This window comes from Parabacteroides sp. PM6-13, assembly GCF_029892605.1.
GTDB lineage: Bacteria > Bacteroidota > Bacteroidia > Bacteroidales > Tannerellaceae > QVMG01.
On sequence record NZ_JARXWF010000004.1, the window covers coordinates 25,432 to 50,979 of the forward strand.

The window sequence follows — 25,548 nt, forward strand, 5'->3', positions numbered from 1 at the left end:
ATCTTGTTATCTCAATTGTAACGTTACCGTTTGACCTCTCACGGCCTGTTGTCCCGGCTGAATGCTCTGGCTGATTACCTTGCCCACGCCCGAGAGATGCACCTGTAGCCCCGCCTGTTCCAGCAGGTAAATGGCATCTTTGGCACCCATCCCGATCACACGCGGCACTTTGCCATTCGATACGGCAAGATCTTTCAACACCACCTCTTCTTTCTCACCTTCCGCGACAGCCACCACCCAGTCGGTTTCCGGTTCGCCGGTCTCCGCTTTCACATCCAGCCGACGAAGCACCTGCTCCACCGCTTTGCGATCGCCCCCTTTCACATGGGGCGTCATCACCGCCATCGAGTCACGATCGATCTTACGCAGATCGAACGACATCTGGTGGGCATATATTCTTTCCGCGATATTTTTCACCACGACGCCCGACATTGTTCCCCCCGACGGATAACCAATACGCGGTTGACGAATCACCACAATACAGGAATACTGCGGATCGTCTGCCGGGAAATAGCCACAGAAAGAGACCTGGTGACCCGCCGTGCGATAGACACCGCCCGAGGCGATCTGCGCCGTACCGGTCTTCCCGGCTATCCGGATCATATTCGATCTCACGTCCGTCCCCGTTCCATTCTCCACCACACCCAATAACATATCCTGTACAATCGCCAGGGTCTTCTTCGAACAAATGGAGGGGATCAATACAGTCGGTGAAAATTTCTCCACCACCTTCCCTTGGTTCGTAATCTCCCGGGTGAAATAAGGGCGCATCATCTTGCCGCCATTGGCAATGGCATTATAGAACGTCAGTGTTTGTATCGGAAGAATTTGTGTTTCATAGCCAATCGACATCCAGGGCAGTGCCGTCTTCGACCAATTGCTTCTGTCGACATTCGGCATTCGGATCTTAGACTTTCCCGAACCGGGGATCTCCAAATCCAGGTCGGCATTCATACCGATACGATAAAGCCCCTCTACAAATTTTTCCGGTTTATCAGCGTATCCATCCAGAATTGTTTTTGAAACCCCGATATTGGAGGATACCCAAATAGCCTTCTCCACAGTGATCGTTTGATATCCTCCTCTGTTGAGATTGTGGTCGGTCATACGTTGGCCGGCTATCATATAGAGTCCGTTACCCGTATCAACCGAATCGCCCGGCTGACAGACGCCATCTTCCAACGCCACCATAATAGAGGCCACCTTAAAGGTCGATCCGGGCTCTGTTTCGTCGGCCACGGCATGGTTCTTCGTCTCGCCATACACACCCTCGCGGATACGTCCCATATTGGTAATGGCTTTGATCTCGCCCGTGGCCACTTCCATCACCACAGCCGTACCCGATTCGGCATCGATCTCTTTCAGTTTGTCAACCAACGCTTTCTCCGTAAAGTCTTGAATATCGATATCGATGGTAGTCCACACATCCATCCCGTCAATCGGTTCGATCTCCGTCACATTGGTCCAGCTCCCCCCTACTCTGCGTACCGAGCTCAGGCCTGCCTCTCCACGCAACAGCGAATCATATTTCAGCTCCAGGCCATTCTTTCCTTTCGAAACACCCGTGGCCTCCAGTTCCCCGTAGATATCACCTATGGTACGCGAAGCCAGTGTACCAAACGGTTTCTCGCGCTGCACCATCTCTTTGGTATAAAAACCACTGACATTACGATTCAAGCGAAGGAAAGGATAGGTTTTGATCTCTTTCAGATCGGCATACGACACCCGCTGGCGACAAATCGGGAACTGGCGACTTTTGCCTTTCAGCCCATTTTGCAAATGAGTTTTATAACCGGCGGCCGTTTTGTCTTTCAATTTGTTGGCAAGATAATACGACAACGAATCGAGCGATTGCTGAAAAACCTCCGGTTTGAATCCATCCGCTCTGAAATCGATATATAGATTATAACGAGGCACGCTGGTGGCCATTAGCTTTCCCTCCGCCGAATAGATATTGCCTCGCCCGGGCAATACCAGGCGATCCGGACGCTTCTGGCTTTCACCCACAGCGATCCATTTGTCTTTTTCCACAAAGGCTGTTTTGAAAGCACAGAAAACGATAGCCGATGCCACCCCCAGCAGCAACACAACAACAAGGAAATAATAGACAAAAATCTTATTATCCTGACGCGTTTTCTCTTGTAATTCCTTCTCTTCCGACATAGTTATTTATACAATTCATAAGCAGGTGTCTTGGCGCTTTTCAAGTCCAATCCCTGCTCTTCCACCAACGATTCGATCTGCGACTGACGACTATGCCCCGTTAGGGTTGACGAGATCGACAAGGCTTCAAAACGCACATCCTGCAACTGCTGTTGCAACCGATCGATCTCTTTTAGTTTCTGCATACAGGTATAACGGTTTCCGATAAAAAAGAAAAGAAGCACAACGACCAACACAATCATCTTGGTGTGCTTCACGATGAAGTCCTCCTTCAAAATGCCTCCCCCTAAGATATAGAGCAGTGAGAAGCGTTTTTCTTTTTTCTTTTTCCTGTTCGGTTGTGCCATGGGTTATATCTCTTTTTCTTTTTTTGTTATCCTATCAACTCCGCCACGCGCAGCTTGGCTGAACGCGACCGTGGGTTTCGCTCCACCTCTTCGTCGGAGGCGACAACCAGCTTCTCAACGATCCGAAATGGAGTCAATACATTGCCATAAAAGTCCTGCTCGCTCTTCCCGTCAAAACGACCACTCTTCAAAAAGTTCTTCACCAGCCTGTCTTCCAATGAATGATAGGTGATCACCACCAACCGCCCACCGGGCTTCAACACGCGAAGCGTTTGCTCCAGCATCTCCTTCAGGGCGCTCATCTCGTCGTTCACCTCGATGCGCAACGCCTGAAAAGCCTGCGCCAGATACTTCTTCTCTTTATTCTTTCCGCCTAAGGGCTTGACAAGATCAATAAACTGAGCAATGGTTTGTATAGGCTGTTGTTGACGGCTACGCACCAGCACAGACGCCAGCTTACGCGACTGCTTCAGCTCGCCATAATAATAAAACAGGTCGGCCAACTGCTCTTCGGTGTATTGATTGACAATATCGGCAGCCGTACGCCCCGAACGGCAGTTCATCCGCATATCCAACGGCCCGTCAAAACGAAACGAGAAACCCCGCTCCTCCTCATCGAAATGATGAGACGAAACGCCCAGATCGGCCAACAGCCCATCCACCGCGCCTACCTGATCATGATAACGCATGAAATTGTAGAGATAACGGAAGTTACTCCGCACAAACACAAAATGAGGATCTTCGGGAATATTCTGTTCGGCGTCGGCATCCTGGTCGAAACCATACAAACGCCCGTCACCACGGAGCTGTTTCAATATCTCACGGGAATGTCCGCCACCACCGAAAGTTACATCCACATATACACCGGCAGGCTTCACAGCCAACCCATCCAGGCTCTCTTTTAATAAAACGGGAGTATGATAAGAAACTTCAGCCACTTTTCGGACACTATTACATTAAACCATTCCTTAAACTAAACCCACCTAATCACCTAAAAAGCAGACGGGTTATCATTTTCATCGTAAAGTTACAACATTCTTTCTATAACTTCCAAACAATAAAAAGAAAAAGTAGCCAAAAAGTTTTCAACAGGTCACCCTAAAACCATATATAATCCGTAGGTTTGCAACATTCACTACAAAAACAAATAACAAAGATGAATTCGACAGATATCCTGGGGATCCGCCTGTACAATCAGCTATTGGCCGAAAACCGACTAAAAGAGCCCGAAGAGGTGGTCTCCTATATGGGCGCCATGCAATCGCAAGCATCGGAAATGGCCAAATGGGGCATCGGGAACCGGTTGGAAGACGCCAGCCATCAACGAGTAACAGAGGCGCTCGACGCGGGACGCATCATTCGCACACATATCCTACGTCCAACCTGGCACTTTGTTTCCGCCGAAGATATTCACTGGATGATCCCACTATCCACATCGCGTTTGAAACCCGTATTCCTCTCGTATGCTAAGATGATAGGGATTGACGAAGCAAGTATGCCCCGCAGAAGCGTTCAGGTGATCAACACCTTAGAAAAACAGGGACACCTCACCAAGCAGGAGATCGACGAACAGCTAAAAAACGAGGGGATAGAGATCGACGAACGGGAGCTGAGTATTATCTTGTCACAGGCTGAAATAGAAGGGATCGTATGCAACGGAGTCGCCAAAGGCATCAAACACACCTACGCCCTCTTAGAGGAGCGCGTGCCCAAGACTCGCTCTTTCGACAAAGAGGAGGCATTGGCTACGCTGGCCTATAAATTCTTTTCCAGTCACGGCCCGGCGACACTGCAAGATTTCATCTGGTGGTCCGGATTGCTTATCACCGAAGCCCGAAGTGCCCTGGAGATGGTGAAAGAGCAGTTTGTCTCGGAGACGTTGAACGGCAGAGAGTTCTGGATGAAAAATGATATCCGGATACCGGAAAAGGGAAAAGACTCCGCCTTATTGCTTCCTCCTTTCGATGAGTTCGTGGTCAGCTACAAGGATCGTTCGGAGCTGATCGAAGACGAGCACTACGGAAAGGTAATGACGAAAAACGGATTGTTCAGTCCTACCGTTATGTTGAATGGGCGTATCATCGGCTCGTGGAAGAAGGTAACGAAGAAGAAAATGCCGGAAGTGGAGATCTCTTTTTTCAAAAAAACATCCCAAAAAACAGAGCGTTTGGTGCAAGCCGCCATCCAAGAGTATCTCCGTTTTCTATAAATTCATTACCTTTATCAGCCATTTATAACTATTACGAAGATGCAAACAAAAGAAATATTCGACTTTTTAAGAGAGTTGCAAAGCAACAACAACCGCACCTGGTTTCAAGAGAACAAAGCGAAATACCAGGTAGCCCGAAAGCAATTCGAAGCCTTGGTGGACGATATGATCGTCGGCATTGCCAAGTTTGACCCCGAAGCCGCCGCCACGACAACAAAAGATTCGATCTTCCGTATCTACCGAGACACACGCTTCGCGGCGGATAAGACGCCCTACAAGACCCATTTCGGTGCCTTTATCACCCAAGGGGGCAAGCTGAATCAACGAGGCGGCTATTACATTCATTTAGAGCCCGGAGGCTCCCTGTTTGCCGGCGGCGTCTGGCACCTCGACCCTCCCCTGTTGAAAGCGCTCCGGCAGGACATATACGACAATATGGAAGAGTTCGTTTCGATTGTGGAGGATCCGGCTTTCACGCGCCACTATAAGATGGACGACACATATAAACTAAAACGCATGCCGGCTCCCTTTCCTGCCGATGCGGAGGGCGGCGAATGGCTGAAACATAAAAACTACACCTGTTCGAACTTTGTAGAAGATGATTTCTTTGACGCGGAGGACGCGCTTACGGAAAGCCTGAAACGCCTGGAGTTGATTTATCCGTTGAACAGGTTTATCAACTACACCATCGACGAAACCATGCATGGATAACTTATTTTTCACTTTAATACCTTTTTAGTATGCAAAAACGAATTTATCTTTTGATCCTTTTCTGTTTGGCGTATACGATGGGACAGTATCTGTCGGCACAAAACAGAAACCAACGGGAAGTAAGGAAAAACATCCCGTTAGACTCTATCCGCCTGAGCGACCCTTGTATCCTCGCGGATAAAGAAACGAATATGTATTACATGACCGGCACCGGAGGTCTTTTGTGGAAGAGCCCGGATCTGAAACTATGGGAAGGTCCCTATCATGTCGCCAAGACCGATCCCGACTCCTGGATGGGTCCTAATCCGATGATCTGGGCAGCTGAGTTGCATGCCTACAAAGACAAGTATTACTACTTTGCCACCTTCACAAACAACGCGATCATGGTCGACACGGTCAACGGAAGACCATTGGAACGCCGGGCAAGCCATGTATTGGTGAGCGATCGCCCGGAGGGTCCCTACCTGCCGATGGCCGACGAGACCTATCTGCCGGCGAAGATGCTGACCCTCGACGGCACCTTCTGGGTTGAAGACGGGACGCCCTATATGATCTATTGCCACGAATGGTTGCAGAACGGCAACGGAACGATGGAGAAGATCGAATTAAAGCCCGACCTCAGCGGATCCGTTGGAGAAGGAAAGATCCTGTTTCGCGCCAAAGATTCGCCCTGGAACCGCGAAGAGGTAGACGGCAAGATCGTTCCTCATAAGGTAACCGATGGTCCTTACCTCTTCCGTACCGGCACAGGACGTTTAGGTATGATATGGACAAGCTGGATCCATGATGTGTATACGCAAGGCGTGGTGTATTCGGAAAGCGGCACTATCGACGGCCCCTGGATCCAGGAGAAGGACCCGATCACGCCTCCGAACTTCGGACACGGCATGCTGTTTCAGACCCTTGAGGGCAAATGGCTGATGTCGGTGCATAGCCATAAAGACGTAAACGGACGATATATCCGTATTCCCAATCTCTTCGAGGTCGACCTGTCGGGTGATAAATTGGTGGTTGGTAAAATTGTTAAGTAGTTAGCCTTATAGGCCCATGTTTGGATGAACGTGTTTGTATGGCTAAAGGCCACAGCAGGCCTGCAAGGCCAAGTCCCAGCGGGACGAAGACTTAGCCCAGGGTAAGCAGGCCGAAGGTCTGCGCCACCCTGGGACTCTATGGATATGTAAAAATGAGTTCTGCAAGAACGAAAGAAGAAATCCAATCTCCATACATCCTATCACCTCATATCTATCGTTCCTTCAGAACTCCACTCATTGTATTGTCGTGATACCCAGGGTTGCGCAGACTTTCAGTCTGCTTACCCGTGGGCTAAGTCTTCGTCCCTCCGGGACTCGGCCCTTCAGGCCCGGATGGCCTTCAGTCATACAAACACGTTCATCCAAACATGGGCACCTATAAGGCTAAATATCATTCAGCGTAGTTAGCGTTAGTTGTGATCTTTTTGCGACTCTGACTACTCTAACTACTTTGACTACTTTTAACTACTAAGTGCAAAACGATCACCACTTCCACTAAAAAAGAGAGCGGAGATTCCCTTGAGGAACCTCCGCTCTTTTTTATCTATTCATATCAATATCTCTTACCAGAAATAGAAATAGAAAGCAGCTGTGATACCTAAGATAATGCAGGAATGGATCACATCCCACTTATTCCAGCTGGCACGTGTTTCGGCTTTCTGTTCCGGTGTTGCCGTACCAAATACCAAACCTTGAATCTTTTCAGCAGAAGGCGCTTTGGTAAACAAGCTGACAACCACTACCACAAGGATACAGAACAGGAACATCCATCCGCAGAAGAACAACCAGTTTACATCATAGAAGACAGTCTTGAACAGGTTCTGAGCCGCATCCGGGAAGTTGCTGTAATACACATTGGCACCCAGACGAGTCAAACCAATCACCATACCGGCGATCAAGCCCCACATACCACCTTTCTCGCTGGTACGTTTCCAGGTGATACCCAAGAGGAAGGCAGCCGCGATACCCGGTGCCAGTACCGATTGAACGTCTTGCAGGTAGGTATAAAGCACATCGCCCACACTACGCATGATCGGAATCCAGAGGATACCTAAGATCACGATAACCACCGTAGCACCCTGACCGATAGCCACCAGTTTCTTTTCCGGTGTATTCGGTTTGAAACGCTTATAGAAGTCGATCGTAAACAACATAGCCGACGAGTTGAACAGCGAAGCCAACGAGCTCATCAGAGCCGCCAAGATACCGCAAACAACCAATCCTTTCACACCGGCCGGAAGCAGTTTCGCTACCAGAGTCGGGAAGGCCGCGTCAGCGTTATGTACACCCGCCGCGTCAACAGGCAGGAAAGCACCGGTTTTTATATGAAGCGCGTAAGCGATCATACCGGGAATCAGGAACAGGAATACCGGAAGCAACTTCAGGTAAGCACCGAAGATCGTACCGCGACGCGCTTGTTTCTGGTCTTTACCGGAAAGTACGCGTTGCACGATAAACTGGTCGGTACACCAATACCAGAAACCGATAATAGCCGAACCGATCAAAGCACCCAGCCAAGGAAAGTCAGGGTCGCCATTGTTACGGATCAGGTTAATCATCGTATCACCATATTCATTCACAGGTGTAGCACCCGCAATACTCATCATCTCTTCCCAGCCGCCCAGCTCTTTCAATCCGAGCACCAGGATAATCAGCGAGCCTAACAAGAGAATAGGCGTCTGCAATACCGAGGTGTATAATACCGATTTCATACCTCCGAAGATGGTATAGAGCGCGGTGATAAGCACCAGCCCGATTGCCGCGATCCAGAAGAAGTCAATACCCCACAGCTCTTCGATACCAAATACCTGTTGGAACACCAAACCACCGGCGTAAACCGTCACGGCCACTTTGGTCAATACATAACTGATCAACGAGATAACCGACAGAATCGTTCTCGATTGCGAGTTATAACGCCGCTCGAGGAACTCCGGCATGGTGTACACCATAGAACGAGAGTAGAACGGAACGAACACCCAACCTAAGATAAGAATCATCCAACCCTGGATTTCCCAGTGAGCCATAGCCATACCGCTTGACGCACCGGCACCCGCCAATCCGATCAAGTGTTCGGAACCAATATTCGACGCAAAGATAGAAGCACCGATCGCAATCCATGTCGCGTCGCGTCCTCCCAAGAAATAGTCTGCCGAGTCATTTTGCTTTTGCTTCATTACCCACACGATAATACCGATGAGCACGAGCGCAAATACTCCAATTACAATCCAATCTAATGCTAACATAATAGTAATTTAAATTATTAGTTCGTGTTTAATATCTTTCTTACAGTGACCTATATTTTATATTTAACGGCTGTCTCCTCAATAGGAAGGGCCTTTTTATAGTTCTCTATATAAATATTGAATCCCTCAACATCCTCGGCTGAAGGTGAGATCTCCATACCTGCCTCACCACCAAACACATGTTGATGAAGAAACTCGGCTAACGGTTGTTGCTTTTCGTTATTCACTAAATAAGAGGCCAACAAAGCAATACCCCAGGCACCACCCTCACCGGCTGTTTCCATCACGGAGATAGGCGAGTTGAGTGCCGCAGCAAGAATGCGTTGGCCAACTGTTTTCGTTTTGAAAAGACCTCCATGAGCGGTAATACGATCAACCTTGACTTTCTCTTCGTTGAAGAGGATATCGTTACCAATCTTCAATACCCCTACAGAGGCTTGTAAATGAGCACGCATGAAGTTAGCCAGATTGAAGTTATCGCCTGAAGAGCGTACAAATAAAGGTCTACCTTCTGAAAGTCCTGTGATAGGCTCTCCTGAAACATAGTTGAAAGCGACTAAACCGCCACAATCCGTATCGCCCGTAAGCGCGTGATTGTATAGCTTCTCATACACCACATCCATATCTACCGGAACACCCAATAATTCTTGATACTCTCTGAAGAGATTAACCCAGGCATTCAGGTCAGTAGTACAGTTATTACAGTGTACCATAGCCACTAAGCTACCATCAGGCGTAGTAACCATATCTATCTCCTCATGCGGCTTAGAAAGGTCTTTTTCCAATACGATCATAGAGAAAGAGGAGGTTCCTGCCGACACATTACCGGTTCTTTGCTCTACCGCGTTCGTAGCAACCATACCTGTGCCCGCATCTCCTTCCGGAGGACAAAGAGGAATACCCGGCTTCAGGTTACCCGACGGGTCAAGTTTATAAGCACCCTCTTCCGTCAGACGTCCTGCATCCTCACCGGCCGATAACACCTCAGGAAGAATATCAAGCAGCTTCCAGGCGTATCCTTTATCGGCAATCAAAGCGTCGAACTTATCTACCATGTGACCATAATAGCTCTTCGTGTCAGGGTCTATAGGCAGCATACCGGAAGCATCCCCTATGCCTAATACCTTCTTGCCAGTCAGTTGCCAGTGGATATATCCTGCCAGGGTAGTCAGGAAGCTGATCTCCCCAACATGCTCCTCTCCGTTAAGAATAGCCTGATAGATATGCGAGATACTCCAACGCAACGGAATGTTATAGACAAAAAGTTCAGACAGGGCGGCCGCAGCCTGCCCTGTATTTGTATTTCTCCAAGTGCGGAAAGGCACCAGGATCTCTTCTTTGTCATTAAAAGGCATATAGCCGTGCATCATCGCACTTACGCCAATAGACGCCAGGTTCTCCAATTCTACCTGGTAACGAGTCTGCACGTTGGCTCTAAGATCCGCATAGCAATCTTGCAAGCCTTTCCATATATCCTCTATACTATATGTCCATAGACCATCCACCAATTGGTTCTCCCAACTGTGGCTACCTTGCGCGATCGGTCTATTTTCTTCATCAATCAAAACAGCTTTTATTCTGGTTGAGCCAAGCTCTATACCCAGAATAGCCTTGCCTGATTCGATGGTTTGTTTTGCATCTGCAATATTCATCATGATAGAGCATTATTTGTTGAGCAAATAATATACCTCATTCATGCGAAGCTCTTTCTTGAACTCCGACATATTGGTGTTCTCATCAATAACAACAAGCTCTATACCTGCTATCTCTGCGTAGTCTTCCATATACTCAACCGTAAGGTCGTACGAGAAGCTGGTATGGTGAGTACCTCCCGCCATAATCCAAGCACCTGCGCCTACTTCAAGGTTAGGACGCGGAATCCATAAAGCAGAAGCTACCGGCAGCTTAGGAAGCGGTTTGCTCTTGATACAATCCACTTTGTTTACAATCATACGGAAGCGATTGCCTAAGTCAATGATCGTTGCGGCAATACCTTCACCCTCTTTCGCAGTAAATACCAAACGAGCTGTTTCGCTGTCGATACCAATGCTCAAGCGGTGTACTTCCAGTTTCGGTTTCTCGGCAGAGATAAGCGGACAGATCTCCAACATATGAGCTTGCAGGATCGCACTTTTCTCGCCATCGAAATGCAAGGTGTAGTCTTCCAAGAAAGAGCAACCTTTCGGCATACCCTGGCTCATAAACCACATCGTACGATAAAGAGCCGCCGTTTTCCAGTCGCCTTCACCACCGAAACCATAACCTGCCTCCATCAAACGTTGGCTGGCAAGTCCGGGTATCTGGTCCATAAGACCTAAGTCGTTGAAGTTCGTAGTGAAACCTTTCGCGCCCATATCTTCGAGAATACGACGGATAGCAATCTCCGCTTTCGCAGAGTTATAGACCTTCGTATAGGCTTCTGTACTTTCATCTTCTAATTCAGCCGCGTGGTCGTATTGAGCGAAGTACTCAGCAACAAGCGCTTTTACATCCGCATCCGATACAGCCGTATAATAGGTCATCAGGTCGTTCACCGGTACATAGTCCACGTGATAGCCTAATTTCATTTCAGCTTCCACCTTGTCACCATCTGTTACGGCTACGTTATTCATTTGATCTCCGAAACGGATAATCAACATATCTTGTGCATCAGCCCAAGCAGCGGCCACACGCATCCATACAGCCAGTTTTTCTTGCGCGGCTGCATCTTGCCAGTGACCTACAACGATTTTGCGCGGTTTGCGCAAGCGTGCTGTAATATGTCCGTACTCACGGTCGCCATGTGCCGACTGATTCAGGTTCATAAAATCCATATTCATCGTATCCCAAGGGATCTCTTTATTGAACTGTGTATGGAAATGACACAGCGGTTTGTTTAAGGCTTGCAAACCATGTATCCACATCTTAGCCGGAGAGAAGGTATGCATCCAGGTGATCACGCCAATACATTTCTCATCGTTGTTTGCTGCTTTCATAACGGCAGTAACCTCTTTCGATGAATTGGCTGTTCCTTTATAAACCACTTTAATAGGAAGGTTACCGGAATCATTCAATCCTTTGACCATCTCATTAGAATGTGCATCAACGGCAATCACCGCATCACCACCGTAAAGCAACTGTGCTCCGGTGATAAACCATACTTCATAATTTTCAAAACTCATGGCATATCAGTTTTAATAAGTTAATAATATATTTTTTTAGTTGTTTGTTTACCATCATTGTCCGTAATAGGCACCCGGACCATGTTTGCGGAAAAAATGTTTTTTAATCAGTTCCTGGTTCATTTTCAGCTCCGGATTCACCCCGTAAGCGATATAGGCCATCTTGGCTACCTGCTCCAGAACCACCGCGTTATGCACCGCATTATGCGCGTCCTTTCCCCAGGCAAACGGCCCGTGGTTGTTGACCAATACGCCCGGCGTATATTCGGCATTCAAGTCTTTGAAGCGCTCTATAATCACGTTGCCCGTTTCCAGTTCATACGCACCGTTGATCTCCTCTACGGTCATCTGACGGGTACAGGGCACATCATCCTTGAAATAGTCCGCATGCGTCGTTCCGATATTCGGAATATCACAGCCGGCCTGCGCCCAAGAGGTCGCGTAGGTAGAATGGGTATGCACAATACCCCCTATTTCCGGGAAGGCCTTGTACAAGGCAAGATGAGTCGGCGTATCCGAAGAGGGTTTCATACGGCCCTCCACAATCTTTCCTTCCAGATCGACAACGACCATATCCTCCGCCTTCATCGTTTCATACGAAACGCCTGACGGTTTAATCACCACCAAGCCAGTCTCTTTATCTATCGCGCTTACATTTCCCCAGGTGAAAATCACCAATCCATGTTTTACTAAATCGAGGTTCGCTACGAAAACCTCTTCTTTTAATTTTTCAAGCATTTCCTGTTCGTATTGCTGTATTAAATAATAAGTGTTGCATTTACACTTGCAATATTAGTGATAAGTATCCAATAAAAGCCGTACATTTTTTATATTCTACAACATGTTTTTCAAATAAAACGCCGAAAACCGCCCGAAAGCCCTTAAAATCACAAAAATAAGAAAGTATTTGAGATAGCCTCCACCCTCGCCCCATTTCGATCAACAGAAAAACAAACCCCCGTCGGCATAAGTCATAAGAATATCGATTTTTCAGCCCAACCCACGGCTTCCCCAAAAGCAAAATGTTAAAATACAAAATGTAAGCAAAACAACCATTTTGCTGTACAATATGATACGTTAAAAAGTGTTTCTCGCCTGACTAATTTTAAATACCCCTACGTTTTTGGAAAAATACTCCCGCGTTTTTGACAAAATGACAAAGCGCATTTTCGGCAGAATACATCGATTTAACATTCGTTAAGACAACCTCTGTTTCGCTTCTACCCTTTGTTTATTCCTCTTTATGCCCGGAATATGAATCTGAAGTCGTAATTTTTTTCTATACAGCCATCCTGAATTAAATTCATATATTTTGAACATAATTCCATTTATTTCATAGGTTGAATGCTGTTTCTTTGCGGCAAAAAGTAGAACTATACATAGGAATTCTATTTATACAAGAACGAATAATATGAGAAAATTATCCTTCCTCCTGCTGCTCTTGCTGTTTTGTGGCGGAGCTTATGCACAGTATGCAGATGAAATTAATGCACTCCCGGGCGAATACTGGTGGGGCGGCGTGGTGGCCTATGGCGAGCGTATGCCTTATATCGAGCCGTTAGATGAGTATAATCTGGAGACACAAAACAATAATAATCAGGTGGTGCCTCTGTTGTTGTCGAACAAAGGGCGGTATGTGTGGAGTGAGAAGCCGTTCCGTTTTTCCGTTTCGGAGAATAGGCTTTCGATCACTTCGGATTATGAAGAGATAACGGTAACCCATGCCGGCAATAGCTTGCGGGAGGCCTATATGGCTGCCTGCGAGAAACATTTCAAGCCGAGCGGTGTGTTGCCCGATGAGCTTTTCTTCGCCATGCCGCAGTATAACACCTGGATTGAGTTGATGTACAACCAGAATCAGGAAGATATCCTGCGTTATGCGAGAGGCATTATTGACAACGGCTTTCCTCCCGGTGTGTTGATGATCGACGATAACTGGCAACGCTATTACGGGAATTTTGACTTCCGGGCGGAGAAGTTCCCTGATCCGAAAGCGATGGTGGAGGAACTACATCGCATGGGTTTCAAAGTGATGCTTTGGATCTGCCCATTCGTATCGGCCGACACGCAGGAATACAGAGAACTGGCTACTAAAGGTTATCTGTTGAAAAACAAAAACACAGGCAAACCGGCAATCATCTCCTGGTGGAACGGGCAAAGCGCTTGCTACGACATGACCAACCCCGAAGCCTTTGCGCATTATGTCGCCTTGTTGAAAAACATGCAAGAAGAGTATGGTATCGACGGTTTCAAACTGGATGCGGGCGACAACAATTTTTATACGAATAAAGAGTTGATAGCTTATAAAAAAGACGCCATATCTGTAGATCATACCGAAGCCTGGATGAAGATCGGATTGGAATTTCCTGTCAATGAATACCGGGCAGGCTGGAAAATGGGCGGGCAGGCGCTGGTGCAGCGTCTGGGTGACAAAAACTATTCATGGAATGCGGTGCAGTCGCTTATTCCTCAGATGATAGCCGCCGGTTTACTGGGCTATGCCTACACCTGTCCGGATATGATTGGAGGCGGGCAAATCAAGAATTTCATTAACCTGGAAGCGGACAAGTTCGATCAGACGCTAATCGTTCGCTCGGCACAGGTGCACGCGTTGATGCCGATGATGCAGTTTTCGGTAGCCCCCTGGCGGGTATTGAATGTAGAAAATCTGGAAACGGTAGTACAGATGGCACGCCTGCATGAGCGGATGGGCGCCTATATCCTCGCATCGGCACGCGCATCGGCCATCAGCGGGGAGCCAATTGTCAGACATATGGAATATGCCTTCCCCAACGAAGGGTTTGCCGAATGTAAAGACCAATTCATGCTGGGAGAGAAATATATGGTAGCTCCGGTGGTCACTCCGGACAACAAACGCACCGTCAAATTGCCCAAAGGACGCTGGAAAGATGACTTAGGCAAGACATACAAAGGGGAGCGCAGCATCGAAATAGAGGTGCCTTTAAGTAGGTTGCCCTATTTTGAACGGGTTAAATAGAAACAACTATAAATCATCAATCTATAGAACATGAAATTAAAACACAAAGTAGGCTGCCTGAGTCTGCTCTTACTGGCGACAGCGCTTCAAGCCCAAACGATTCAGTATGACCCATTATTGGATCCGGCTGTCAGTATCCAGGAAAGTTTCCAAGGGAATCAGTGCGAATACCTTTGGTATCCGGGACAACTCAGTGCCCACCTGCAACAGAAAAGGGTAGAAGAATCGGCGGAGCGTTGCGTCAATGTCGGGTATCCCGGCAATTTTTATGCGCCTGCCTATAGCACTTCGTTCCGAAAAACAGTCCACTTTGCTGCGGAGACCACCCTGGCATGGACATCGACAGGCAAAGCGAAGCTCTATATAAACGGCAAACTATCCGGGACTAACGACAACTCCATCCGGCTACCCAAAGGCAAACACAGCCTATTGTTCGAGGTAGAGGCAGAAAACAACTTGCCGGCCATCAAAGTATCTTTGGATGGGAAGCCGTCGGTCGATGGCTGGGAGGCAAGCCTGGACAAAACGACCTGGAATAGGGGCGAAACATCTCCGGTATTCGGCACAGCCGGCCGTATGCCGTTGGATGATCCGGAGACACTTGTAACTATCCATCCCAGCTCTGTATTGCCAATCCGAAACGCATCGATCGACAACGACAAAATCATGCTCCAGAAAAACGGCTATGTGTTGATCGACTTCTTCCACCTGGAGGTAGGCAAGGTCTCTTTTTCCGTAAAAGGGAAAGGCAAACTGACAGCACTCGTAGGAGAAAGCCCCGAAGAGACACTGAATGAAGACACGACCCTTTTCGAACAACGTCCTATCGAGCCGTATACGCTGTCGGCCACTGAAACACGGATTACACTACCCGAAAGGGGACTGCGCTATGTCAAGCTTTTCAGTGAGGAGGGTTGCGAGATAACGGATGTTACATTTACGGTGAAGATGTGGCCTGTCGATTTCCAAATGACTTTCGAATGTGATGATGAACGGATAAATAATATCTGGAATGCATCGGTGGCATCCCTCCACACAAGCACCCATGGCTTTTACCTGGACGGCATCAAGCGCGACTACCTGCCCTGGTCCATGGATGCGGTATTAAGCACCTTCGGCGGCGATTATGTCTTCTGCGACAAGCAGGTGTCCCTGAATAGCTTATCGGTAGCCCTATTGCCGCTAAACCCCACCACATCCGACCTGGGCATACCCGATTATCCATTACATGCGCTTATAGGCTTCCAACAACATTACAAAAGATATGGAGATTTCCGAACCATCCTCTCGTATCGCGACCGGATGGAACAACTATTGGGACTTTACGAAACATTGCAGGATGAAAAGGGATTTATCTCCGCCAATGTAGGGGTGAGCTGGGGATTTGTTCCCGGATGGGCAACACGACAGGGACCGGACCGAAAAGGCACACCCACCTACGCCCAGATCATGCTTTATTACAATTATAAGATCGGTGCTGATTTCTGCACGAAATGGGGAGACCGAAAGGCCGCCAGGCATTATCGTGCAAAAGCGGAAGCATTGAAGAAAGCTATCTTCACCTATTTCTGGAACGAAGAGAAAGGCTTGTTTATGAATGGATATACCAAGCAAGGTGAATTAGACGAGGGTATTTCCCATCATGCGCAATACTGGGCTATCCTTGCGGGCATTTTCCCGGAGAGCCATTACGACAAGCTGTTTGAAACATTACCAACTATCCCCTATTACAAAGAGTATGTGAGCTATGAGAAAGGCTATGAGTTTATGGCCTATGCCAAAGCCCGCCGGGTAAGAGAGATGTGGAATTTCCTGTTTACCGTCTTCGGCGACTGGCTGGAACAGGGACATACACGTTTCCCGGAGAACTTCTCCTACACGAAAACAAAGAAAGAACAGCTTGTCTTCTACAACCGCCCTTACGGATTAAGCCTTTGTCACGGTGCCAACGGTGTCCCGGGTATTGTAGCGGTATTGAATGGCATTGCCGGCTTCAGGCAATCCGATACGAAGCTAAACCATTATACCCTGCAACCCGATCTGATGGATTTGGAATGGGCCAATATCGAATTCCCGGTAAAAGAGGGAAAGATAAAACTAAGACTATCGAAAGATGGAAATCATAAGATAGAGGCACCTGCCGGATGTACGGTGGAGGTCGTTGGGAAATAAAGAATGAGGAATGAAGAATGAAGAATTGGTACTAAGCGATCTTCAATTCTTCATTCTTCATTCCTCATTTTTCATTCCATCAGATGGAAAAGTAAGATCCCTTTTCCAGTAGCTGATCGTATTTCTCTTTATTAAATTTGTAGTAGAAAGCACCTCTTTTGGAGCTTGATTTATCTTTGTCTTCCTGCTTTTCCAGGATATCCATTTCTAACATCTTCTTGCGGAAATTCCGTTTGTCGAAAGCTGTCTGATAAATGGCTTCATAAAGCGATTGCAGTTGCGGCAACGTGAACTTCTCCGGCAGCATATTGAACCCAATAGGTTGCGTAGCGGCTTTTCTGCGCAACAGATCGATCGTATCTTCTAGGATCAGATTGTGGTCAAAGATCAGTCGACCAACCTCCTCCAATTCTTTCCAACGGGCATCATGAATCTTGCAACGCTCTTCGTCGAACATCTCCAGATCGATCAGGGCATAATAACCGACCGAGATAACCCGTTCACCCTCGTCACGCCCCATCTCTCCATAAGCACCCACCTGTTCCATATACACATCTTCAATGCCTGTGTATTCATAAACAACGCGGGATACTGTTTCCGAAAGGCTTTCGTGCTCGCGCAAGAATCCCCCCATCAGGGTATCCTGCCCTTTGAGTGGTTCGAATTTACGTTTTGAGATCAACAGATATAATTTTCCATTCTTAAAACCCAGGATAATACAGTCGACTGCTACAAGAAATTTATGCTGCTCTTTATAAAATGCTGCTGTCATTATTGTTTTTATTTTTCCAACAACCTTACTTCCACGATCTTAGTTGAAGGTGCGTTTTTTTCCGCCACAAATTTAACAGTTAAAATTTTATTTTCACGCAGATTTTCGGGAATTGTATAAGTCGCTGTCCAAATGGAACCTGCCTTTTTATCTTCCGAAATGACAGAGGCTATCGCCTCATCGTTCAGATAGATATCCACCTGACGGGGACGCGTATCTTCCAGGAAGCTCACATACAACTGCTCGGCTTTTCCCTCTTCGTTTTTCAACTGATAGCTAAACCATCCTCCCCGGGTCTGACGCCAATGCACCTCATCGCTAAAGCCTGTGTTGGAGTTCTCCGACTGAATAAAATGGTCGGATTCGGGCTGTTGCTGTCCGGTTTTCACGCCATCGATCGTGACAGCATCCAATGCCGCGCGGTCTTTTTCCTCCTGCTCGATCTTGCGCTTCAAGGCATCCAATCCATCTTTGGTTGTCTGTGGCCAGTAGATGATATAACGGCTATCGTGCAAACGGAAGAAAGGAATCAATTCCATCTGCTCCGGATATTTCTCAGAATAGAGGTTCGACAAGGTAAAACGAAGCCCTTCTCCCGGTTGTTTGCGCACGGCATCGACAACACGCTCGGTGTCACTGACAATAATCGGCATATCTTTCAAAGGAAGAGGCGTACCGTGAGCAATATGTCCTCCGCGGCTGTCGTCGGCATAGAGACCGGTCATATTTTCCGTTCCCGTCTTAGCAGCCAACACCAAGGGACCGTACATAAAAGAATAATAGTTCGATTTATCAGGCAGTTGCTCTACGGTCAGGCGCATCGGCATCTCCATCTCGACCACATCGTTCTTCTTCCATTTGCGATTCACCGCCAGGAAACCCTTCGCGTCGGGGGCGACAGCCACCGCTTTTCCATTCACCTTCACCGTGAGTTCCGCCGGATTCACCCAGGCAGGACAACGCAGGTTCAACGTGAAAGCGGTTGTTTTTTTCGGCTGAATAGTCAGTCGTGTCGTTGCTTCATCGGGGAAACGTGTCTCCTGAACGATCGTTACATTCTTTTCTTTCCAGGTGAGCTGGGAAGGGATAAAGAGATTAACATAGAGATTATTGCCACTATGCGCATAGATCATCTCGCCATATTTCGAATGGTTCTCGATACCGGATCCCACACAACACCACATACTGGTATGCGGTTGCGAGTAGACACGGTAATGTCCCGGACGCATCTGGGTGAAATAGACCAAACCGCCGCCCTCGGGATGCTGCGATCCCAGGATATGATTATAGATCGCTCGCTCGTAGTAGTCGAGGTAGCGTTTGTCCATCGAAGTACGATAGAGCATACGGCTCAGGCGAAGCATATTGTAGGTGTTGCAGGTTTCCGGGCCTTCGATACTGCGAATCAGTTCCGAAAAGTCGTCTGTCGGATTGAAATGCTCATGCACACTGTTTCCTCCGATGCTAACCGAACGGTTGGCCACCACCGTTTCCCAAAAGAAACGCGTTGCTTCCGACCACTCTTCATTGCCTTCTAGGTCGGCGATACGTTTATACCCCAACACTTTCGGTATTTGTGTATTCGCATGCACACCGGTCAGAGTATCCTCTTCGCGCATCAGGGGCACAAGCAAGTGCTGATGTGAAAAACGACGTGCCAGTTGCAGGTATTTCTGATCACCGGTGATCGCTGCCACATCGGCAAAGGTCTCGTTCAAGCCTCCGTGTTCGCTGCGCAACATATATTGCACCTGCTCATCCGACAGATCCGATATCAGCGCGATCGCCCAGTCGGCCATCTTGATAAGCATATCCTTCGCCATGTCGCTTCCGCCATGCAGGTAGGCATCACGCAATCCGGCATAGGTTTTATGGATATTATACAGCGGTACCCATTTGCCATTCAGGTCGAAACCACCGGGACGGATATTACCCTTTGCCACATCGGCCCACATGGCGTTACCACCCGGTACACCGCCGATATAACCATTACCGTTGGCATCCTGGCAACGCTTCCATTCCGACAGCATATAATCCAATCGCTCTTTGATCTGCTTATCGCCCGTAGAGGCATACATAAGCGAAAGAGCCGACACATAATGCCCACCGATATGTCCGTCCAACCCGGTATTCTCCCAGTTCGTATAGCTTTCCTTCTTAGGAGTCAGGCCAGCTTCACGCAAGAAAGGAGCCAACAGGCGGTCGGCATCCATCTCCAACAGATACTGTTTGTCCAGCTCTTCTGCATTTTTAAATGGACTATCCAATAGTCTTACATCCTGCAGATTAAAATAATTCACTTGGGGAGCTATCTGGGCATTCCCAAGGAATGCCACAGATAGTAGTCCAACAATCAATAGGTTTTTACTCATTTTACTCATTTTTTATCGTTTAATCTTATAGATATTGAAAGATTGGCTCTGTGCGTTCAACTTCAACACATTGCCTTCTAAAGAAGCGGTGGTTTTCTTCGGTGTAATCAGAGACGGTTCGTCTAAGGTATTGAATTTCTTCAGGTCATTTTCCTGCATCATAATGCAGTCACCCAAAGACAAAGCGGTGTTTTTCTTCAGGCCGGTCAAGGTGATCTGCACCTCTTTCGCTGAAGTAGCCGTATTCACCACCTTCACGATATAACAGCTTTCGTTCTTATCCCATACCGCAGAAGCATACAAACCATCCTGTCCGGTGAGCGGTGTCTTGCCTTGCAACAGCTTCAGTACGTTTGTACCTGTGTTCTGTGCATAGATCTGTTGCACATAATAGTTCGGTGTTTTCATCACGCGCAGGTTGTCGAACCAGATCAGGTCAGGGTTCCACTGCCAGCCATCGATATGAGCAAACAACGGTGCATAGGTACACATGTGAACAATGTCAGCATTTCTTTCCAGACCGGTCATGAAAGCTGCTTCGGCAAGCGCCGAGTTGAAGTTGTTCTGCTTGCCTGTCGGGTGGTCGTGAGCTGCGTATTCTCCGGCAAAAACAGCCGGTCCTTTGCGGTCGTATCCGTCATAACGTGCTGCATTATCCAGGAACCATTTTGGTTCTTTGTAGTAGTGTTCGTCTACCAGATCCACTTTCAGACGTTTCATTTCCGGCCAGAGATAATCGAATTGCTTACCATCAGCTGAAGGACCTGAGCTACCTATAATCTTAATATCCGGATATTTCGCACGGATTGCTTTAATAAACGGCGGCAAACGGTCTACATATTCCGATCCCCATTGTTCGTTACCGATTCCTACATATTTCAGGTTGAATGGTTCCGGATGTCCCATCTCAGCACGCAATTTACCCCAAGTTGAAGTAACCGGGCCATTAGCAAACTCAATCAGGTCGAGCGCATCCTGGATATAACAATCCAAACCGTCTACCGGCACATGCGCATGTTCGTCGTCGTTCTGATACTGACAAGCCAGCCCACAGTTGAGTACTGGAAGCGGCTCAGCACCTATATCTTCCGACAACAGGAAAAATTCATAGAATCCTAAGCCATAGCTCTGGAAATAGTCGGGGAAGAAACGGTGAGGGAAGGTATAATGCCAACGGTTTTCATTCACCGGACGATTTTCTACCTGTCCAACACTCTTTTTCCAGTCATAACGTGTTTCCAGATCAGTTCCTTCCACGATACATCCACCGGGGAAACGGAATACGCCCGGATTCAGATCAGCCAAGGCCTGAGCCAGGTCGGCACGCAGTCCGTTCTCACGTCCTTTGTAGGTATCTACCGGGAAAAGCGACACATGCTCCAGCGCCACCGATCCTTCGGATGCCAGGAAGATACGCAGACGTCCCTTGTCGACCGTCTTATTCGGAGCGATCTTTATCTCATACTTTTTCCAATCGTTTGAAGTAATCTCCAACTCTTTGTTGCCGATGATATTATTCTTGTCATCCAACAAATTGATGCGAATCTTCTGATTGCCTGTCGCATTCACCTTCTTAGCCCATACCGAAAAACGATAGTCGGCATTTGCTTTGAAGCCCATACCACGGAAACCTTCGTTTTCAATTCCGGTATGCTTGTGTCCATGTCCTGAGTTGGAAAGGATCACATAGTTCGGGTTGTTCGCAAACGGAGCATTCTCCTTACTAAGTTCCACCTTCCCGAAGGTGTACCATCCCATCAGGTTCTGCGGGAAGTCAAACGAACGGTTCTTCACCATCTCCGCATACAAACCACCGTCTGCCGCAAAGTTGATGTCTTCAAAAAACAAACCGTACATGGTTGATTTAATCTCTGCGCCTACCTTTTTGGTATCCAGCGTCAATTCATAGGTCTGTTGCGCCGACAAACCGGTGCTACCGGCCAGCAAGGCACCCAGACAAAATGCTTTCAATAATTTTTTCTTCATGCTATCAATGTTTAGTTATATATAAATAGGTATAATTTCTTTCTCGCTATGCCATTTTCACCCGGATTTCAACACCTCCAGCTTTAGCTTTGCAAGTATATTTATTTTTTAGTGTAGAATCAACACTTTACGAAGCAAATCGTGCACACCCTGTTTTATAACATATTTCCAACAGCTGTTTTATATGCACGATTCTTGATCGGAAGGAGGGGATTCTCACAGCTTTTTTGAGTCATAAAAAAAATTCTCACCCGCGTGAGAAAAAATTCTCATGCGGGTGAGAATAAAAATTCCCCTCTTTTGAGCTATTTGAGCTACCGGTTTTTATTTTATTTTTCAGACTTTTGCATGATCAATCCAAAAGCAACCATATCATGAACCTAAAATCGACGATTCTATTGATACTTCTTTGCCTTGTTCCAACCTCTCCCAAGGCACAACAGATCATTCCGGTGACGGAAGGGTGGGCGAATAATTCGGTTAACACCACCATCTTTCGGAAAAACTCTCTTGTCACCTTTCAGGATACTCAGTTTATCGCTTTCTATAACCAGGAGGGCTATATGGTCCTGGGGAAACGCAAGCTGGGGGAAACCACGTGGGGGTTGCAACCATCGCCCTACCAAGGGAATGTGAACGATGCGCATAATGTGATCTCGATTATGGTTGACGGTGAAGGCTTCCTGCATGTCTCCTGGGATCATCATGGTCACGCGTTACGCTATGCCAAAGGAATTGCCCCCTACTCGCTTACCCTGGGGGAGAAAGAGGCGATGACCGGTGAGACCGAAGAGAATGTCACCTACCCGGAATTTTTCCGTATGCCCGACGGTGATTTGCTCTTTATGTACCGCGACGGCAGCTCGGGACGTGGCAACCTGGTGATGAACCGTTACTCGACAGAGACCCAAAAGTGGACACGTGTGCAAACCAACCTCATCGATGGGGAGAATAAACGAAACGCTTACTGGCAAGCCTGTGTCGATGCCCATGGGGTGATCCATGTCTCCTGGGTATGGCGCGAGTCCTGGCTGGTAGAGACCAACCATGACCTTTGTTATGCCCAATCCACCGATGGAGGAGTAACATGGACCGACTCACAAGGCACCCCCTACCCTCTTCCCATCCGGCAAGAGAGCGCGGAGATCGTTTGTCACATTCCCCAGGAGAGCGAACTGATCAACCAGACATCGATGACCACCGATGCCTATGGCAACCCATATATCGCCACCTATTGGCGGGAGGCGAACGACACGGTTCCTCAATACCATATCGTCTACCAAAACGACAAGAAGTGGCACAGCCTGAACCTCGGCTTTCGCTCTACCCCCTTCACCTTAAAAGGAGGAGGCACTAAAATGATCCCAATCTCACGTCCTCAGTTGGTGGTAGGGAAAGGTCAGCCTGCCTCGCTCTACCTCTTTTTCCGGGACGAGGAGCGCGACACGAAGGTATCGATGGCCACTTGCCGACGGGTAGAGAAAAACGAATGGCAGATTGAGGATCTCTCCAGCTTTCCGGTAAATGCCTGGGAACCCAGCTTTGACACCACCCTTTGGCAGGAACAGGGCAAATGCCACCTGTTTGTACAAAACACGATCCAGATCGATGGCGAAGGGAAAGCGGATATTGCCCCACAGATGATTTATGTATTCGAATTGGAAGAGGCCGTAAAATAGCCTCTTCAAGCGGGTTTTCATCAACGAAAAACAGGGGTTGAAAGATCTGTGCCCCTTATTTGCATGATTTGTTAACTCTAAATGATTGTTATTTCTACACTTATTCCAAAATAAATATATATTTTAGTCCCCGAAAAACAAATTGTAGAAATATCATGAAAAAAAGAATGGTTAGCCTGGCGACTTTCCTTTTGGTCGCGTTAGGCGCAACAGCGCAACAAAAGGATGTACAAATCAGAATTTACCCCGAGAAGGGTGAGCGTGTAATCAGCAAACACATTTACGGACATTTTGCCGAGCATCTTGGCAACTGTATCTATGGCGGCTTATGGGTAGGCGAGGATTCTCCTATTCCCAATACCAAGGGATACCGCACGGATGTACTGGAGGCATTAAAGAAACTGGAGATTCCCAACCTGCGTTGGCCGGGAGGATGTTTTGCCGATGAATACCACTGGATGGATGGTATCGGTCCGCGTGAGAACCGCCCTAAGATGGTGAACAACAACTGGGGAGGCGTTGTAGAAGACAACAGCTTCGGTACCCATGAGTTCCTGAACCTCTGCGAATTGTTGGAGTGTGAGCCTTACATCAGCGGCAACGTAGGTAGCGGCACGGTAGAAGAATTGGCTAAGTGGGTAGAATATATGACCTCCGACGGTGACAGCCCGATGGCAAACCTGCGTCGTCAGAATGGTCGCGACAAAGCCTGGAAGGTAAAATACCTGGGTATTGGTAATGAAAGCTGGGGATGTGGTGGCGATATGCTTCCCGAATACTATGCTGACCTGTACAGACGCTATGCGGTGTATTGCCGTAACTTCGATGGCAACCGCCTGTATAAGATCGGTAGTGGCGCCAGCGATTACGATTATAACTGGACAGATGTCTTGATGAACAAAGCAGGCAGCAAAATGAACGGTGTCTCTTTACATTATTATACTGTCACCGGCTGGAATGGCAGCAAAGGATCGGCAACGGTATTCACACCGGACGATTATTACTGGATCATCGGCAAGAGCCTGGAGATTGAAGAGGTGCTTCTGAAGCATATGGAGATCATGGATAAATATGATAAAGAGAAACGGGTAGGCCTGATGGTGGACGAATGGGGTACCTGGTTTGATGTAGAGCCCGGCACGAACCCCGGTTTCCTTTTCCAGCAGAGCACGATGCGCGACGCTTTTGTTGCAGCCTTGACATTCGGCGTATTCCATAAATATACAGACCGTATACAGATGGCCAATATCGCACAGATCGTGAATGTATTGCAGTCGATGATCCTGACGAAGGACGACAAGATGGTGTTGACCCCTTCTTACCATGTGTTCGATATGTATAAGGTACACCAGGAAGCGACTTACCTGCCGTTGGATATCATCACCGAGACCAAAGAGATTCGTGGCAGACAGGTGAAAGTGGTTGACGCTACCGCTTCTCAGAAAAATGGCGTAACCAATATCTCGCTGACCAATATCGATTTGGAGAAGAGCTATGATGTGACGATCGATGTATCGGGCATGAATCCGAAAAATGTTACGGCACGTATCCTTACCTCTGCGAAGGCAAACGATCACAACACATTTGAGAAACCTGACCTGATCAAACCGCAAGCCTTCACCGGCGCGAAGATCAAGAACGGTAAGCTGGAGATGAAGGTGCCGGCGATGTCGATCATTCAACTGGAGGTAAAATAAGATAACC

Annotated in this window: 17 protein-coding genes; 7 read left to right on the top strand and 10 right to left on the bottom strand. The window is 47.7% G+C overall.

Annotated elements, in window-relative coordinates; all coding sequences use genetic code 11:
* Positions 1 to 6 precede the first annotated feature (6 nt).
* Genes M2134_RS05110 through rsmH form a run of 3 tightly spaced genes read right to left on the bottom strand, consistent with a single transcriptional unit; the run spans position 7 to position 3,448 of the window.
* Entirely contained in the window at positions 7 to 2,163 is a 2,157-nt protein-coding gene (locus tag M2134_RS05110; RefSeq protein ID WP_280751468.1) for a penicillin-binding transpeptidase domain-containing protein, read from the bottom strand.
* 2 nt (positions 2,164 to 2,165) lie between these two features.
* Positions 2,166 to 2,510: an FtsL-like putative cell division protein gene (locus M2134_RS05115; protein WP_280751467.1), complete on the bottom strand. Its 345-nt coding sequence runs from the start codon at positions 2,508 to 2,510 to the stop codon at positions 2,166 to 2,168.
* A gap of 26 nt (positions 2,511 to 2,536) precedes the next feature.
* Entirely contained in the window at positions 2,537 to 3,448 is a 912-nt protein-coding gene (gene rsmH / locus M2134_RS05120; protein WP_280751466.1) for a 16S rRNA (cytosine(1402)-N(4))-methyltransferase RsmH, read from the bottom strand.
* A 218-nt stretch (positions 3,449 to 3,666) separates the two neighbouring features.
* On the opposite strand from rsmH, the gene M2134_RS05125 reads away from it, so the two are divergent.
* Genes M2134_RS05125 through M2134_RS05135 form a run of 3 tightly spaced genes read left to right on the top strand, consistent with a single transcriptional unit; the run spans position 3,667 to position 6,461 of the window.
* Positions 3,667 to 4,719, top strand: coding sequence for a winged helix DNA-binding domain-containing protein (locus M2134_RS05125; protein ID WP_280751465.1), 1,053 nt, complete (start codon positions 3,667 to 3,669; stop codon positions 4,717 to 4,719).
* 39 nt (positions 4,720 to 4,758) lie between these two features.
* Complete coding sequence (locus M2134_RS05130; protein ID WP_280751464.1) at positions 4,759 to 5,430, top strand: DUF2461 domain-containing protein; 672 nt, start codon at positions 4,759 to 4,761, stop codon at positions 5,428 to 5,430.
* A 29-nt stretch (positions 5,431 to 5,459) separates the two neighbouring features.
* Positions 5,460 to 6,461: a glycoside hydrolase family 43 protein gene (locus M2134_RS05135; RefSeq protein WP_280751463.1), complete on the top strand. Its 1,002-nt coding sequence runs from the start codon at positions 5,460 to 5,462 to the stop codon at positions 6,459 to 6,461.
* Between the two features lie 563 nt (positions 6,462 to 7,024).
* Here the strand turns inward: M2134_RS05135 and M2134_RS05140 are convergent.
* From M2134_RS05140 to araD, 4 genes are read right to left on the bottom strand one after another with little or no spacing between them, the layout of a single operon-like run.
* Positions 7,025 to 8,704 carry a sodium:solute symporter gene (locus tag M2134_RS05140; RefSeq protein WP_280751462.1) on the bottom strand — a complete coding sequence of 560 codons (1,680 nt, stop codon included), beginning with the start codon at positions 8,702 to 8,704 and terminating at the stop codon, positions 7,025 to 7,027.
* A 50-nt stretch (positions 8,705 to 8,754) separates the two neighbouring features.
* Positions 8,755 to 10,356, bottom strand: a complete 1,602-nt coding sequence (locus M2134_RS05145) for an FGGY-family carbohydrate kinase (RefSeq protein WP_280751510.1) — start codon at positions 10,354 to 10,356, stop codon at positions 8,755 to 8,757.
* 12 nt (positions 10,357 to 10,368) lie between these two features.
* Positions 10,369 to 11,865 (bottom strand): L-arabinose isomerase, encoded by a 1,497-nt coding sequence (gene araA / locus M2134_RS05150; RefSeq protein WP_280751461.1) that lies wholly within the window; start codon positions 11,863 to 11,865, stop codon positions 10,369 to 10,371.
* 54 nt (positions 11,866 to 11,919) lie between these two features.
* Positions 11,920 to 12,603, bottom strand: coding sequence for an L-ribulose-5-phosphate 4-epimerase (gene araD, locus M2134_RS05155; protein WP_280758142.1), 684 nt, complete (start codon positions 12,601 to 12,603; stop codon positions 11,920 to 11,922).
* Positions 12,604 to 13,276: 673 nt separating this feature from the next.
* On the opposite strand from araD, the gene M2134_RS05160 reads away from it, so the two are divergent.
* Together M2134_RS05160 and M2134_RS05165 are read left to right on the top strand one after the other, a co-directional pair.
* The gene (locus tag M2134_RS05160) at positions 13,277 to 14,863 is read left to right on the top strand and encodes a glycoside hydrolase family 31 protein (protein ID WP_280751459.1); all 1,587 of its coding nucleotides are present in this window, start codon (positions 13,277 to 13,279) and stop codon (positions 14,861 to 14,863) included.
* Positions 14,864 to 14,893: 30 nt separating this feature from the next.
* The gene (locus tag M2134_RS05165; protein WP_280751458.1) at positions 14,894 to 17,035 is read left to right on the top strand and encodes a trehalase family glycosidase; all 2,142 of its coding nucleotides are present in this window, start codon (positions 14,894 to 14,896) and stop codon (positions 17,033 to 17,035) included.
* A 79-nt stretch (positions 17,036 to 17,114) separates the two neighbouring features.
* Here the strand turns inward: M2134_RS05165 and M2134_RS05170 are convergent, their stop codons facing one another.
* The 3 genes from M2134_RS05170 to M2134_RS05180 are packed head-to-tail and all read right to left on the bottom strand — an operon-like array spanning position 17,115 to position 22,165.
* Complete coding sequence (locus M2134_RS05170) at positions 17,115 to 17,807, bottom strand: NUDIX domain-containing protein (RefSeq protein WP_280751457.1); 693 nt, start codon at positions 17,805 to 17,807, stop codon at positions 17,115 to 17,117.
* A gap of 8 nt (positions 17,808 to 17,815) precedes the next feature.
* Positions 17,816 to 20,179: a glycoside hydrolase family 127 protein gene (locus M2134_RS05175; protein WP_280751456.1), complete on the bottom strand. Its 2,364-nt coding sequence runs from the start codon at positions 20,177 to 20,179 to the stop codon at positions 17,816 to 17,818.
* Positions 20,180 to 20,191: 12 nt separating this feature from the next.
* Positions 20,192 to 22,165, bottom strand: a complete 1,974-nt coding sequence (locus M2134_RS05180; RefSeq protein WP_280751455.1) for an alpha-L-arabinofuranosidase C-terminal domain-containing protein — start codon at positions 22,163 to 22,165, stop codon at positions 20,192 to 20,194.
* A gap of 374 nt (positions 22,166 to 22,539) precedes the next feature.
* Between M2134_RS05180 and M2134_RS05185 the strand changes: the two genes are divergently transcribed.
* On the top strand, positions 22,540 to 23,844 hold the full coding sequence (locus tag M2134_RS05185; protein WP_280751454.1) for a BNR repeat-containing protein: 1,305 nt from the start codon (positions 22,540 to 22,542) through the stop codon (positions 23,842 to 23,844).
* A gap of 155 nt (positions 23,845 to 23,999) precedes the next feature.
* Positions 24,000 to 25,541, top strand: a complete 1,542-nt coding sequence (locus M2134_RS05190; protein ID WP_280751453.1) for an alpha-L-arabinofuranosidase C-terminal domain-containing protein — start codon at positions 24,000 to 24,002, stop codon at positions 25,539 to 25,541.
* Positions 25,542 to 25,548 lie beyond the last annotated feature (7 nt).